This window comes from Pseudothermotoga sp. U03pept, assembly GCF_051235805.1.
GTDB lineage: Bacteria > Thermotogota > Thermotogae > Thermotogales > DSM-5069 > Pseudothermotoga_B.
On sequence record NZ_JBPNXV010000001.1, the window covers coordinates 1,952,906 to 1,966,587 of the forward strand.

General features: G+C 44.9%; 14 protein-coding genes. 13 read left to right on the forward strand and 1 reads right to left on the reverse strand.

The features are described 5' to 3' along the window. Positions 1-5: 5 nt before the first annotated feature. Positions 6-638 (reverse strand): lactate utilization protein, encoded by a 633-nt coding sequence (locus ACSFC1_RS09570; RefSeq protein WP_435565876.1) that lies wholly within the window; start codon positions 636-638, stop codon positions 6-8. Positions 639-864: 226 nt separating this feature from the next. Here ACSFC1_RS09570 and ACSFC1_RS09575 point away from each other — a divergent pair, with 226 nt between their 5' ends. The 13 genes from ACSFC1_RS09575 to ACSFC1_RS09635 are packed head-to-tail and all read left to right on the forward strand — an operon-like array spanning position 865 to position 13,675. Continuing rightward, positions 865-1,533 (forward strand): helix-turn-helix transcriptional regulator, encoded by a 669-nt coding sequence (locus tag ACSFC1_RS09575; RefSeq protein ID WP_435565877.1) that lies wholly within the window; start codon positions 865-867, stop codon positions 1,531-1,533. A gap of 18 nt (positions 1,534-1,551) precedes the next feature. Next, a complete protein-coding gene (locus ACSFC1_RS09580; protein WP_435565878.1) occupies positions 1,552-1,929 on the forward strand; it encodes a RidA family protein in 378 nt (125 codons plus the stop codon). 5 nt (positions 1,930-1,934) lie between these two features. Beyond that, positions 1,935-2,369, forward strand: coding sequence for a DUF6917 domain-containing protein (locus ACSFC1_RS09585; protein WP_435565879.1), 435 nt, complete (start codon positions 1,935-1,937; stop codon positions 2,367-2,369). Positions 2,370-2,385: 16 nt separating this feature from the next. After that, positions 2,386-3,840 (forward strand): hypothetical protein, encoded by a 1,455-nt coding sequence (locus ACSFC1_RS09590; protein ID WP_435565880.1) that lies wholly within the window; start codon positions 2,386-2,388, stop codon positions 3,838-3,840. 26 nt (positions 3,841-3,866) lie between these two features. Continuing rightward, positions 3,867-5,054 carry an NAD(P)/FAD-dependent oxidoreductase gene (locus tag ACSFC1_RS09595; protein WP_435565881.1) on the forward strand — a complete coding sequence of 396 codons (1,188 nt, stop codon included), beginning with the start codon at positions 3,867-3,869 and terminating at the stop codon, positions 5,052-5,054. A 28-nt stretch (positions 5,055-5,082) separates the two neighbouring features. Next, positions 5,083-6,087 carry a TAXI family TRAP transporter solute-binding subunit gene (locus ACSFC1_RS09600; protein WP_435565882.1) on the forward strand — a complete coding sequence of 335 codons (1,005 nt, stop codon included), beginning with the start codon at positions 5,083-5,085 and terminating at the stop codon, positions 6,085-6,087. Positions 6,088-6,106: 19 nt separating this feature from the next. Then, on the forward strand, positions 6,107-7,993 hold the full coding sequence (locus ACSFC1_RS09605) for a TRAP transporter permease (protein ID WP_435565883.1): 1,887 nt from the start codon (positions 6,107-6,109) through the stop codon (positions 7,991-7,993). A gap of 18 nt (positions 7,994-8,011) precedes the next feature. Continuing rightward, a complete protein-coding gene (locus tag ACSFC1_RS09610; RefSeq protein ID WP_435565884.1) occupies positions 8,012-8,728 on the forward strand; it encodes an aspartate/glutamate racemase family protein in 717 nt (238 codons plus the stop codon). A 10-nt stretch (positions 8,729-8,738) separates the two neighbouring features. Then, entirely contained in the window at positions 8,739-9,071 is a 333-nt protein-coding gene (locus ACSFC1_RS09615) for a (2Fe-2S)-binding protein (protein ID WP_435565885.1), read from the forward strand. Continuing rightward, on the forward strand, positions 9,061-10,716 hold the full coding sequence (locus ACSFC1_RS09620; protein WP_435565886.1) for an FAD-dependent oxidoreductase: 1,656 nt from the start codon (positions 9,061-9,063) through the stop codon (positions 10,714-10,716). Before ACSFC1_RS09615 ends, ACSFC1_RS09620 begins: the two co-directional genes overlap by 11 nt. Further along, a complete protein-coding gene (locus tag ACSFC1_RS09625; RefSeq protein WP_435565887.1) occupies positions 10,709-10,990 on the forward strand; it encodes a (2Fe-2S)-binding protein in 282 nt (93 codons plus the stop codon). The genes ACSFC1_RS09620 and ACSFC1_RS09625 overlap by 8 nt, the downstream gene beginning before the upstream one ends. Positions 10,991-10,995: 5 nt before the next feature. After that, positions 10,996-12,285 (forward strand): FAD-dependent oxidoreductase, encoded by a 1,290-nt coding sequence (locus ACSFC1_RS09630; RefSeq protein ID WP_435565888.1) that lies wholly within the window; start codon positions 10,996-10,998, stop codon positions 12,283-12,285. A 13-nt stretch (positions 12,286-12,298) separates the two neighbouring features. After that, positions 12,299-13,675 (forward strand): hypothetical protein, encoded by a 1,377-nt coding sequence (locus tag ACSFC1_RS09635; RefSeq protein WP_435565889.1) that lies wholly within the window; start codon positions 12,299-12,301, stop codon positions 13,673-13,675. Positions 13,676-13,682: the final 7 nt, after the last annotated feature.

Genomic DNA, 13,682 nt, shown 5'->3' on the forward strand with positions numbered 1-13,682 from the left:
GCACCTCACAATCCAAGCTCTTCAAGTACAAAAACGATCTTTATTCTGCCAGGCTGATTGCGCGAATCGTTTATGACGTGAAAATGCCTGCAGATCCTTTCAGGTGAATCGCAGTCTTGACACAAACCAGTCACCGCACATGGGGTCGACAGAGAAAGTCTTTTTGCATTCATAGGTGAGATGTATCTGATTCTTTCTCTCGCTGCTTCCAAATCTTTCACTATTTTGTTTGCGCTCACGACCAGTATCACGTTCTTTGGTCCAAAGGTCACCGCTGCTACTCTGTTACCAAAACCATCCATGAAAACCAGTTCACCGTTCATCGTGATGGCGTTGGCGCTACACAGATAGTAGTCGCTGTCGAAGGCTTCTATCTCTGTTTTCCGCCTGTCGGGAGAGTTGTAGCGATCGAGAAATCTGTACTTGCCACTCCTGAGCAGGGCAAGTATACCAGAATCACTCAAGGTCAAAGACCCACCAGAACTAACGACCGAACCTTCAGGTATCAACCTTTCAATCAATTCCTTAGCTTGCTGGGCATTTTCTACGATGTACACTTGGTAAGATTTCTTCTCAAGTACTGGCTTGAGTCTCTCGCACAAGGTTTTGTATTTGAATTTGTAAAGCTCTTCTCTCAACTAAATCACCTCTAATATATTATCTCACACGCAGCTAATTGAAGGACACCAAACTGTTAACTTTCACCCAAAAATGACCAATTTCGTTGAAATACTTTCAAAAAACTAAAATAATGGTGAAAAGAAATCGGATTCTTCTTGTTGCTATGTACAAATTCTTGTATCTCATCCAACAATGTATTGTATATGAGTACAATTTTTTGTATCATAGAGGAGGGTTGATAGTGTGAAAAAGATTAATCCCATTTTGAGAGCTTTCATACCTGTTACTCGTGGGTTGGGTCAAATGCTCGGACCTGACTACGAAATAGTCCTCCACGACATATCTGATCCAGAACAGTCGGTCATAGCCATTGAAAACGGACATGTGACGGGCAGAAAAGTTGGAGCCCCCTTGACAGATTTGGGATTGTACATCTTGAGATCAGAGAAATTTAAAGACGTTGATGTTGTACCAAACTACATGACAACCACTTCTGATGGTAGAATCCTGCGCTCGACAACAATCTTCATTCGTGACGAGAATGGAAAGATTATAGGTTTCCTGTGCATCAACTATGACACGACAAAGATCTCTATCTTCAAGCAAGTGATAGAACAACACTTGACCTTTCAAAACCTTGAAGACATGGCTGGGACAAACCACGAAAGATTCGTGAGCAAAGTTGAAGAACTCTTGAATGAAGCAATTCAGAGTGTGAAATCCTTGGCGGGGAAGCCTTTAAGATATGCCACCAAAGAAGAAAAAATAAGTGTTCTTAAGAAACTTGATGAGAAAGGCTTCTTTTTACTCAAAGGCGCCGTAGACTTTCTCGCAAAAGAAATGGGAAATTCAAAATTCACCATCTATGCGTATCTGAGAGAAGCAAGAAACAGATCAAATAACCTTGTTTAGAAAGAAGGAGGTATGTGGATGAAGATCATCAGTACAAACGATGCACCAAAAGCAATAGGACCTTATTCACAGGCAGTCGAAGTAAACGGTCTTGTTTTCGTTTCAGGACAGATCCCATTGGACCCAGTCACGGGTGATTTGGTAAACGGCGACATCAAAAAGCAAGCAACAAGAGTTTTCGAAAACATCAGGGGAATTCTCAAAGCCTGTGGATGTGACCTGAAAAATGTTGTGAAGGCAACTGTTTTTGTCACTGACCTAAAGAACTTCGCCGCTATCAATGAAATCTATAGCCAGTACTTTGGTGAACACAAACCAGCAAGATCTTTCGTAGAAGTCTCCGCACTTCCAAAGGGTGCAGAGGTTGAAATCGAAGTAATAGCCACCAAGGAGTGAATGAGATGACAGATCCGTACGCCGCTGGAATGGTCAAGAACGACCCATATGCAAAAAAATCCACCGTTGTTGGAAGGGTAGTAGCGGTACTGCGTGGGAAAGTTCAGAACAGAAATCTTTCCTTGATCTCTCCATGGTCAAGGGCACTGAGAAATGGTGAAATTCACGAGTTACTTCTGACTAACGAAAAAGAAGCAGCGCCGGGTAAGAATGTCAATACAGTAGCATACTTAGCCTTCGTGGAAATTGTGAATCCCGGTGTGATCGTTTTCAAAGACAAAGTCAAACTGTCGAGTGGCAAGTGCTTAGGAACACTCGCAGGTTTTGATGAAACACATATGCCAAACCACCAGAACATTGTAATTCTAACAGATGATCTTATCACTGGTGAGGAAATGAATTTGAATCTAAATGACTTGATCTATTTCACACGAGATTGAAAGGGAGGGATTTTGCATGTTCAAGAATAAGTATCATCTTTACAGGCACTTGAAACAGTCAATGCCAAAGATCTTTGAAGAGGCAAAGAAGGCAGCAGATGAGATTGGAATTCCGCAAGAGTGGCGTGGCAAGTTTGGTCTGACTGGCGCAATATCTGGCTGTCACGGGCTCATCACAAAAGAAGTCGATGAAGCCATAAGCAAGGTTTCAAGAGAGGTCATACCAAACAAGGTTTTTGCTGATGAAATAAGAGACATCGTTAAAGATTATTACGGTGACGACTACGACGCACTGCTTGTAAGTACATGTGAAGCCGCGCTCTGGTTGAGTTTCGATGTCCTTGTTTCACCGCCATTCACAGGAAGAGGTGACAAGTACAGAAGCAGGTACATCATACCCTATGAAAGACACCTTCACCACCATGGCGGTTATGGAAGACCTATTCCACCTCACTACAAAGACATCTTCGCAGACAGAGGTTGTACTGCAGGAGAACTCGGTTTCTATGGAAAAAGACTTGAAAATGTCGATGTGGTCATAGTACCAATGGCAGGAGGTCGCTATTCAGTTCACGGTATTAAATATCATCCAGTCATCTTGCTGAGTAAAGTTGATGCCAAAGGCACGGCAGCAAGGATCAAAGAGTACGCCGAAAGATATGCCGACACGTTGGCGGGATTTTCTTCACTCGGATATGACACAGTTGGGTATGGTTATGGAGAAAAAGATGAAGATGGTACCCCTGTACTTCAAAAGAAAATCGGCGAACTTGCCCAGTATTACAACGTGCCGTATATCGTTGACAACGCTTGGGGTGTGCCATTCATAGGAACAGACCCAAGGAAAACTGGTGCATGGGTTATGACATACAGCATGGACAAAGCAGCCGGTGCTCCCACCTGCGGTTTGATAATTGGTCGTGAAGATGCAATGGTTCCAATCAGACGTGCCATGGGAACCCACGGTGATAGAAGTGGAACATGGTCCTCTTATGGAAAAGCGGCTTATGTGACCTTTGATCCAGGCAAGGAATCTCTGGCTGGCGCAATAGCCGCATTAAAGGCACTCAGGCAAAAGGCTGACAAGTTCAAAGCAAGTATCGATAAACTATATGAAATAACCGTTGAAGAGTTCTCTAAGCTCGATTCTAAGATTAGGCACATATTCAAGATTTCCAAGAGCTACAACTCGGGCGCCGTCGAAATAAACTACGATGACTGCTGGGAAAAAGGAGTTTCATTCCCAATCTTCTCGATCGAAGACATGTACGCTGGAACAAACATTCTCCAATCTGGAACAGATGTGATGGGAATCATACAAACGGTTGCATACGATGCGAATATATTTGTCTCACCTGGACTCGGCACAACCGATGAAAACGGTGACATAATTGAAGACAAAGCAAGACTTGCACTGAGAGGTTTGGTAAGACTCATTGAGATAGTGGCAAAGTACTCAGGATTGATCTAATCCAAACAGACGAGGGGGAGTTCAGCGTGCAAAATGCTTATGACTGCATCGTAATTGGTGCTGGCATAATAGGTCTTTCTTGTGCTTACCAACTTGCGAAGGCAAGAAAAACTGTACTGGTTTTGGAACGAGGAGATGTTGGCTGTGGCACATCTGGTGCGTGTGACCACATGATACTGCTTCAATCAAAGGCACCTGGACTCCCACTCAGACTTGCTATGGAAAGCCTTGAGATCTACCGTGAATGGCAAAGTGAGTTGCAAGAAGACATAGAATTTGCGACACGCGGTGGAATGATTTTGATAGATAAGAAAGATCACATGCCAGTGATGGAAGACTTTGTGAAAAAGCAGAAATCGATAGGACTAAACGTGGAGATACTCGAGAAAAAGTATTTGAAGAAAAAACAGCCTTGGGTGAGTGATCATGTAATAGCTTCAACTTATTCACCCGAAGACTCTCAAGTGAATCCGTTCAAAGTTTTGTTTGCACTGTATCAAGCAAGCTCAAGGATTGGTGTAAAGCTACTAAGGTACGCCGCTGTTACAGAGATTAAACGCAAATCAGAGTATTGGGAGGTGAGAACAACTGCAGGAGAAGTTTATTCTGCTCAAGTTGTTGTGAACGCTGCCGGGGTGTGGTCTGGTGAAATAGCGTCCTATGTGGGTCTAAATCTACCAATACGCCCAAAGAGGGGGCAAATAATCGTGACAGAGCCGATAGAGGAGATAGGCGAAACTGACGCATGGGACGCAAACTACATCATCTCAAAGCACCTATCTAACTTTGAGCGTGATGAAACCTCCAAGAGACTCGGGCTTGGTTTTGCGATGTCAAGAACTCACAGCGGCAATTACCTAATCGGCAGCACCAGAGAGTATGTAGGCTTTAACAGAAGCACAACCTACGAAGCATTGAAAGCCATAACGAATAGGGCTGTGGAACTCTTCCCAGTTTTCGACAAAGTCAGAATCATAAGGTCATTCGCTGGACTTAGACCTGCCTGCGATGATGGTAAGTACATTATCGGAGAAGATCCTGCAAATCCAGGTTTCTTCATTGCGACCGGACACGAAGGTGACGGTATAGCACTTGCACCAATCACAGGAAAGTTGATCTCACAACTAATTTGCGGTGAAAGAACTACTCTCGAGATTGATGCAATTAGTCCAGCGCGTTTTCGTGTTGCTTCTGAAGTTGCACAAAGAAATTGAGCGCCATCTCACACAGGGAGGGATCAGGATGAGAAGGTTAGTTGTTTTGAGTGTCCTTTTTAGTTTGTTACTTGGTACTATGGCACTTGGAGCTGAGCTCAAACCAGTCACTTTAACGTGGGTCGCCGGTGGCGTAGGTGGAGGATGGTATGCACAAGCTGGTGCCATTGCAGCACTTATCAATCAAAAAGAACCAAAGATCTCGATAAAGGTTGTACCAGGTGGCGGAGTCACCAATCCTGTACAAGTCTCTTCGGGTGATGCAGACCTTGGTTGGGGAATAACCTTCGTTGATAAGATGGCTTTGATGGGCGTTCCGCCGCTTTACAGCAAACCAAATCCAAAGGTTCGAGCGATAGGTGGCTACTTTGGCTATTACCAGATTCACTTCGTCGCTGCTGCGGAAACTGGCATCAAGACTGTCAAAGAGCTGGCAGAATTGGTGAAGGCAGGAAAATCCGTCAGAATCGCAGTACCAATGAAAGGCACATCAGATTTGCCGATTGTAGAAAAGATCTTGGGCTATTATGGCATCACACTCGAAGATATCAAAAAAGCTGGTGGTGAATATTTCCACGCTGTTTACGCAGACATGATAAGCCTGTACAAAGATAGACACATCGATTTTGTCATCACCCATCTCTCAATACCAGCCGCAGCTGTTTCAGAGATGTTCATATCGAGAAAATCAATACTGCTGTCGGTATCAGAAGACTGCATAGACGCAATGTCGAGAGAACTTGGTACAGTCCCGCGCGAAACAGGTCTGTGTGTAATTCCATCTGGAACATACCAAGGTCAGGATTACGACACTCCAACAGTCACAACGGCTGGCGAACTACTGGTGAATGCCGATGTGCCAGAGATCGTTGTGTACACAATAACGAAGATCCTCTGCGAAAACTTGCAAGAGCTTTGGACGGTTCATCCTGCCAACAAGACCTTTGACCCGAAGTCTGGTGCACGCAATGTTGCTGTTCCCCTTCATCCAGGTGCTGAAAGATACTACAGAGAAGCAGGATATCTGAAATGATGAAAGAGCTGATGTCGAAATGAGAGAACTCAGAGGATGGCAGAGGTGGTTTGTGGGTGCGTGGCTTGTAGCCACCGCCCTGTTTCACTTGTACACTGCAACTGTTGGAATACTCCAGCCAAGGTTACAGAGGGGTACTCACCTTCTGTTGCTTCTTCCAATGGCATTTTTGTTGTATCCTGCAACAAAAAAATCTCCGAAAGACAGATTCACGATCTTTGACGCTATCTTGGCTGTTCTGTCGACAGTTCCATCGGTGTACCTGATCATTTACAACAATTCGCTGAACATGAGATTCGAGCGTGTTGATCCTTTAACGACTACTCAAATAGTCTTTGGAATCATTGTTATAGTCTTGCTCTTAGAGGCAATAAGGCGGGCAGTTGTGCCAGCCATGGCAATTCTTTTGATTGCCATGATGGGCTATGTCTACATAGCTCCTTACCTGCCTGGCATATTTTACAACAAACCGATGAAACTCGGCAGGTTTGTAGAGATGTTCTATTTGATTACAGACAGTGGAATCTACGGTAGCATCACGGGAATATCTGCCACCGTGGTTGCCTTGTTTGTGATATTTGGTTCCTTTTTGGAAGCCACCGGTGTCGGAAACTATCTGACGATGGTTGCCGCGAGAATTGCAGGAAGAGGTCCTGGCGGACCGGCAAAGATAGCGGTTGTTGGTAGCGGTCTCTTTGGTTCTATAAGCGGAATTGCAGCGAGCAATGTCTACGCAACCGGAAGCTTTACTATCCCCATGATGAAGAAAATGGGCTACAAGCCTGAATTTGCAGGTGCCGTTGAGGCTGTGGCTTCCACTGGAGGCATCTTCATGCCGCCTGTCATGGGTGCTGCCGCATTCATCATGGCAGAACTGACCAACATTCCATACATCAAGATTTGTTGGGCAGCTTTGCTCGGCGCTATCTTCTATTATGTAGCCCTTGGCATCACTGTTCATTTGGTCGCACTGAGGGATGGGCTAAAAGGACTGCCAAAAGAAGAACTTCCATCTTGGAAGAAGATACTCAAAGAAACATATTTGCTCGCGCCTGCGGTTGGTCTGGTTTATTTCTTGGTTAAAGGTTATTCACCATTCATGGCAGCGTATTATTCGGTCTGGATCTCTATAGCTATTAGCTTTTTCAAAAAAGAGACTATGATGACACCAAAGAGAATATTGTCAACACTCGAATCGAGTGGAAAAAACATGATCATAGTTGCATTGGCTTGTGCTGGTGCTGGTATTGTTATAAGCGTTCTCACTTACACAGGACTGGGTTTGGGATTGGCTTCTGTTATCACGAGTCTTTCTGGTGGTAATCTGATTCTCGCTTTGCTTATGGTGATGATAACTTGTTTGATACTCGGTATGGGACTGCCCACAACACCGGCTTACATCATCGCTGTGACCATAGCAGCACCTGCACTTCTGAAGATGGGTGTGGACGTCTTGAAAGCACATTTGTTTGCTCTGTATTTTGCAAAACTTTCGGAAGTAACACCGCCCGTGTGTGTAGCTTCATACTGTGGTGCTTCAATCGCAAAGGCAGATCCAATGAAAGTAGGTTTTGAGAGCTGGAAGCTTGGTTTCACAGGTTATTTGGTTGGTTACATATTCATTTTCAACGACGCTTTACTGATGCGCGGTTCACTGACACAGATTCTTACAGTCATTGTACTCATGACCCTGATCAGCTACCTTTTGGCAATAGCAGTAGCAGGATATCTGAAAAGAAAGCTGCAAAACTTTGAAAGAATCGCTGTACTTTTCTTGCTTGCACTGTCTGTGTGGGTTACCACTTCGTCCAGATTCCCAAAAGAGATTGTCGCGCTCGTCGTAGTAATCTTGGCTGCAATTTACTTTCTCTTCAACAAAACAATTGCACGTAAGAAAGAAGCATGATCTTTGAGGAGGTCTGGGGTGTTAAAGATCAAAGGCGGCAGAAACTTCTATGGATTTGTACTTGGTGTTATAATGCTCGAAACGCATTTTCCCAGGGTCCCTGGCGACATAGGCAATGCACAAACCTGGGAGTTCCCTGTGCTGTACAAAGTTGTGAAAGATGCTAACCCGAAGAAGATCATTGAAGACAACCCTATGCCTCTTGTGGAAAAATTCGTCCTCACAGCAAAAGAACTTGAGGAAGCTGGTGTGTCTTTGATAGCTACTTCGTGTGGCTTTCTGTCTTTGTTTCAGGAAAAAATTGCAACTGAACTCAGAATACCATTCATAAGCTCTGCACTGATGTTAGTACCTTTGGTGTACAAAATGATTGGTTTAAACAAAAAGGTTGGCATAGTGACTGCGAACAGCCAAGCTTTAACAACAAAACATCTTCAATCTGTCGGTGCAGATAACATACCTGTCAGGGTTGTGGGAATTGAAGACACAAATCTTGGAAGAGCACTCCTTTACGATCAGTGTGAAATTGATTTTGATCTCGCAAGAGAAGAGATGCTCAGAAAAGCTATCACTCTGACAGAAGATCGGTCTGTTGGAGCGATCGTATTGGAGTGTACCAACATGCCACCATTTTCTGAGGACATAAAACAAGCAACTGGTCTGCCTGTCTTTGATGTTGTTGGTCTTGTGAATTTGGTTTATCGTGCAGTGCATTCTTCACTAAGGCGGTACTGAGGTGATAGAGATGAAACTGATCAAGCAGCATCCGATATTGCAGTTCTCTCATGGCAGAAGAGTTAAGTTCACTTTCGACGGCAGAGAGATGGAAGGTTTCGAAGGAGAGCCAATCGCTGCCGCTCTACATGCCAATGGAGTAAGAATCTTGAGTTACACAGAAAAGCACAAAAGACCTCGAGGGTTTTTCTGTGCGATCGGTAAATGTTCCTCGTGCTTTGTCATCGTTAATGGAATACCCAACATTCGATCTTGTATCACCCCCTTGAAGGAAGGCATGATCGTAGAAACCCAACACGGTAGAGGAGCCTTCAGACAGGAGGTGCAAGAAGATGAAGACTGATCTGCTCGTTATCGGGGGTGGACCTGCGGGTCTTTGTGCTGCTCTTGAGGCTTCTTCATTCGGCTGTAGGGTTGTCTTGGTTGATGAATCATTATCCTTAGGAGGACAACTGATAAAACAGACTCACAAATTCTTCGGCTCAAGTGTTGAATTTGCTGGTACTCGCGGCATAGAGATTGCCAAATTCTTAATAGAAGAGGTAAATAAAAAAGATGGTCAGATCGCAGTCTTCTTGAACACAACTGCGATTGGTTATTACGCAGAGGAAAAGAAGATTGCCTGCATGACCAATGAAGAAAAATTCTTTTCAGTAGAACCAGAGAAAATAGTGGTAGCAACTGGAGCACTTGAAAAATTGATTCCATTTCCAGGGAACGATCTACCAGGTGTCTACGGTGCAGGCGCAGTTCAAACCTTGATGAACGTCTACGGTGTTGTGCCGGGTGAACGTGTCTTAATGGTGGGAGCGGGCAACATAGGATTGATCGTTAGCTACCAGTTGTTGCAAGCGGGGGTTCAAGTTGCGGGGATCGTCGAGTTTGCTCCAAAGATTGGTGGCTACTGGGTCCACGCCGCGAAGGTTCGCCGACTCGGTGTACCCATATATCTGCGTCATACAGTCAAGAGAGCTCTGGGAAAGAATCATGTTGAAGGTGCTGTAATTCAAGCAATAAATGAAAAAGGTGAATGGTGCGGTGAAGAAAAGCAAATTGATTGCGATGTCATTTGCTTGGCTGTGGGTTTGAGCCCCAGTTGTGAACTGCTGTGGCAAGCGGGTTGTGAGATGAGATTCGTACCAGAACTCTCTGGTTATGTACCAAAGAGAGACGAGACGATGCGCACTACTAATCCAGACATTTGGGTTGCTGGCGATGCTTCTGGTATAGAAGAGGCTTCGAGTGCGATGATCGAAGGTAAGATTGCAGGTTTGTCGGTAGCCTATTCGCTTTCAAGAGTTGACGATGCGACTTTCACTCAAAAACTTGCAAATTATTGGAAAGAGCTCGGGTTGCTTCGAGGCGGTGAAACTGCAAAAAGAGTGAGAGTTGGCATCGAAAAGGTGCTATCGAAAAACTCCCAGAATCAATTTCTTGAATTCGAAAATAACACAAAAGTGAGTGATTGCACCTCACAACTTTCGACAGATCCTGATTTTAACAGCGGCGTTTTGCCAGAATGTATCGTTGAATCTTTCGCTCCACCTCACGAACTGTGGAAACACAAGAAAGGTGGATTGGTAATAATCGAGTGCCCTCAATCCATACCATGTGATCCCTGTCACACAAACTGCCCCACAGGTGCGATCTTACCATTCAGCAACATAAACGATATACCGAAGATAGATTATTCAAAGTGTTCTGGCTGTGCGTTGTGTGTGGCTTCATGTCCTGGTTTGGCTTGTTTTGTTGCAGATCTGACTCACAGTGAAAAGACGGCGATCTTGAAAATACCCTATGAAATGCTTCCAAGTCCACAGATTGGACAAGAGGTTCTTTGTCTGGACAGAAAAGGCGAGCTGCTCACAACAGGAAAGGTCATAAGAGTTCAAGAACCGAAAAAAGACAAGACAACTGTCGTACATGTAGCTGTACCGAAAGATCTCGTGATGAAAATCAGAGCCGTGAAGGTGATCGAAAATGGATGAAGAGACAATAATCTGCAGATGTGAAGAAGTGACGCTAAAAGAGATAAGAGAGGCAATAAAATCAGGACACACGAGCATTGGTGAACTGAAAAGATTGCTCCGTGTAACAATGGGACCGTGCCAAGGACGTGGTTGCAGAGAAATCATCCTGCGAGAGATATCACAGTTCACAAAGATACCCATAGAGCAGCTTGATGCGGGTGTATTCAGACCACCAACGAAGCCCTTACCAATGGGTATTGTGACACAAGAAGAGAGCAGAAAGGAGGGCTGATTCATATGCAAAGACCAAAGGTTGTAGTCGTTGGAGGAGGTTGGGGTGGCTGCGCTGCTGCAGCAGCCGCTGCGAAAGCAGGAGCAGAGGTCGTACTGCTTGAGAGAGCAGATATGTTGCTCGGCACTGGGTTAGTTGGAGGAATTTTCAGAAACAATGGTCGTTTCACAGCCGCAGAAGAAATGCTCGAAATGGGTGCAGATATCTTTTCCGTCATGGACAACTGTGTTACTCATACAAATGTTGAATTTCCAGGTCACAAACATGCCAGCTTGTACAACGTTTACAAAATTGAACCAGCAATCAAAGAGTACTTGACTAACCTTGGTGTACAGATCTTTACAAAAGCTCGGGTCATAGACGTGGCAAGAGAGCAAGGAAAGATTTCCTGTGTTGTAGTTGAGGGATTAGAACCAATCAAGGCAGACGCCTTCGTTGACGCTACTGGCACCTCTGCCGTACCAGGCAACTGCACTAAGTATGGTAACGGCTGTGCAATGTGCATACTCAGGTGTCATAGTTTTGGACCAAGGGTTAGTATCACAACAAAGGTCGGAGTTGAAGAATGGGTTGGCAAAAAGCCAGATGGTAGCATAGGAGCGATGAGTGGTTCTTGCAAATTGTGCAAAGACTCCATAGACCCAGCCATTGTGAAAGAACTGGAAGAAAAGGGATCTGCACTTGTTCCTGTACCAATCGAAGTTCGTGAGGAAGAAAAACTCTTGAGCATGAAAGCTTGCCAGCAATATGCACTGGAGGAATTCATCGAAAATCTGGTGCTGCTCGACACAGGTCCTGTGAAATTGATGACCCCATTTTTCCCACTTGAAAGACTCAGAAAGATACCAGGGATGGAAAGAGCAAGGTACGAAGATCCAATCGCCGGAGGAAAAGGAAACTCTATGCGCTACTTTGGTTTTGCAAATTGTACACCAGAGCTCCAAGCCATAGGACCTGTCGAGAATCTCTTTTGTGCTGGTGAAAAAGCCGGTGCAATGGTTGGGCACACAGAGGCAATAGTGACGGGTACTCTCGCTGGGCACAATGCAGTTCGAAAGATTCTCAAAGAGAAACTCTTGACGTTACCGAATGAACTTGCGGTTGGAGATTTTGTAAATTATGTGATAGGCGAAATGAAAAAAGAAGAAGGACGCCAATACAAGTACACCTTCTCTGGTTCGGTGTACTTCAAGAGAATGAAGGACAAGAACTTGTACACAACAGACATTAGAGAAATAAAAGAAAAAGTGAAAAAAGCCAATCTGAAATCCATTTTCAGTACCACAATTCTGTGAGGGAGGTGGGGTCATGGCAGTACAACTCACGTTGGCTCACTGGCTGTATCTGTTTTTTGTGATCGCAGTCGTCGTGACTATGTTTCTTCGAAAAGACACACCACTGATCTGTCTCATAGGTGCTCTGTGTGTTGGTTGGGCAGTGACGGGGTCCTTCCTGGGTGCAGTTCAGTCTGTTTTCAACGCGATAGTAGTAACAGCAATTGAGTTGATGGGTATCGTTGTGGTCATCTCTTTGATGGTTGCTCTTTCAAAGCAGATGGAAAAGAGTGGAGCGGCTGCTGTTTTGATAAGAACCCTCGGAAAGCCCATCAAAGGACCAGCTTCCGCCTTCTGGTTCGTTGGGATAATCACAGCAATTCTTGCCCTTTTCATATGGCCCACTCCTGCCGTTGCTTTGATAGGTAGCTTGCTTGTTCCAGTTGCTGTTAGTGCAGGATTATCGCCTGTGGGAGCTGGTGTGTCAATTGCAATATTTGCCTATGGAATATCACTCAGCACAGACTTTGTGATTCAAGGTGCTCCTACACTGACGGCTAAAGCAGCAGGTTTGCCGGTTGGAGCTGTTATGAGTTCGATGGTTCCATTAATAATCACTTGGGCGGTCATTGCTATTCCACTAACTTATTACTTCACAATGAAGGCAAATAAGGGATACGATCCAAAGAAAGATATCGAGATCTTTGGAGAAAGCGTCGTGCACAGCAAAGATATTAAGCACAGCTCCTTTGCAAAGGCAGAGGCTGTCATCGTAAGCTTAGCTTTTCTCGTCGACATAATTCTGATGCTTGCTTTGAAACTGCGCGGTGGTGACGCAACAGCTCTGCTCGGTGGTACTGCAGCATTACTTCTGTTAGTCTTCACACTTTTGCAGTACAAGTCTGAAGGTCTTGAAGTTGGCGTCGATTTTCTCAGAGAAGGGTTCATGTTTGGCGTGAAGATCTTTGCACCTGTTTTCGTGATTGCCGCACTTTTCTACATGGGTGGCGGTCCTGCAACACAGATCTTTGGAAGTGCTGGCAAACCATTGTTGTTTGATCTTAGCAACGCTCTGGCTGCGAAGGTTCCACTGAACAGATTTGCAGTTGCGCCAATGCAGGCGATCATCGGTGCAATAACGGGGCTCGATGGTTCTGGATTTTCTGGATTGCCATTGATGGGTACTCTCGCTGGTGGTCTTGGTACAGCTGCCAGTGTGAAGACTTCTGTGATGGCAGCGCTGGGACAGCTGACCGCGGTGAACACCGGTGGAGGAACAATTGTTCCTTGGGCACTCATCGCTGTTGCGGCGGTGTGTAAGACAAAACCTGAAGAGATCGCAAGGAAGAACTTTGTACCAGTCATTCTTGGTTTTGTCGGTGCAACGATAGTGGCAATGATACTCATGTAAAAAGGAG

What these genes read in the sequence shown, in the direction of transcription:
- ACSFC1_RS09580 (WP_435565878.1), top strand. Translation starts at nt 1,552, where the DNA reads ATGAAGATCATCAGTACAAACGATGCACCAAAAGCAATAGGACCTTAT.
- ACSFC1_RS09585 (WP_435565879.1), top strand. Translation starts at nt 1,935, where the DNA reads ATGACAGATCCGTACGCCGCTGGAATGGTCAAGAACGACCCATATGCA.
- ACSFC1_RS09590 (WP_435565880.1), top strand. Translation starts at nt 2,386, where the DNA reads ATGTTCAAGAATAAGTATCATCTTTACAGGCACTTGAAACAGTCAATG.
- ACSFC1_RS09600 (WP_435565882.1), top strand. Translation starts at nt 5,083, where the DNA reads ATGAGAAGGTTAGTTGTTTTGAGTGTCCTTTTTAGTTTGTTACTTGGT.
- ACSFC1_RS09605 (WP_435565883.1), top strand. Translation starts at nt 6,107, where the DNA reads ATGAGAGAACTCAGAGGATGGCAGAGGTGGTTTGTGGGTGCGTGGCTT.
- ACSFC1_RS09615 (WP_435565885.1), top strand. Translation starts at nt 8,739, where the DNA reads ATGAAACTGATCAAGCAGCATCCGATATTGCAGTTCTCTCATGGCAGA.
- ACSFC1_RS09620 (WP_435565886.1), top strand. Translation starts at nt 9,061, where the DNA reads ATGAAGACTGATCTGCTCGTTATCGGGGGTGGACCTGCGGGTCTTTGT.
- ACSFC1_RS09625 (WP_435565887.1), top strand. Translation starts at nt 10,709, where the DNA reads ATGGATGAAGAGACAATAATCTGCAGATGTGAAGAAGTGACGCTAAAA.
- ACSFC1_RS09630 (WP_435565888.1), top strand. Translation starts at nt 10,996, where the DNA reads ATGCAAAGACCAAAGGTTGTAGTCGTTGGAGGAGGTTGGGGTGGCTGC.
- ACSFC1_RS09635 (WP_435565889.1), top strand. Translation starts at nt 12,299, where the DNA reads ATGGCAGTACAACTCACGTTGGCTCACTGGCTGTATCTGTTTTTTGTG.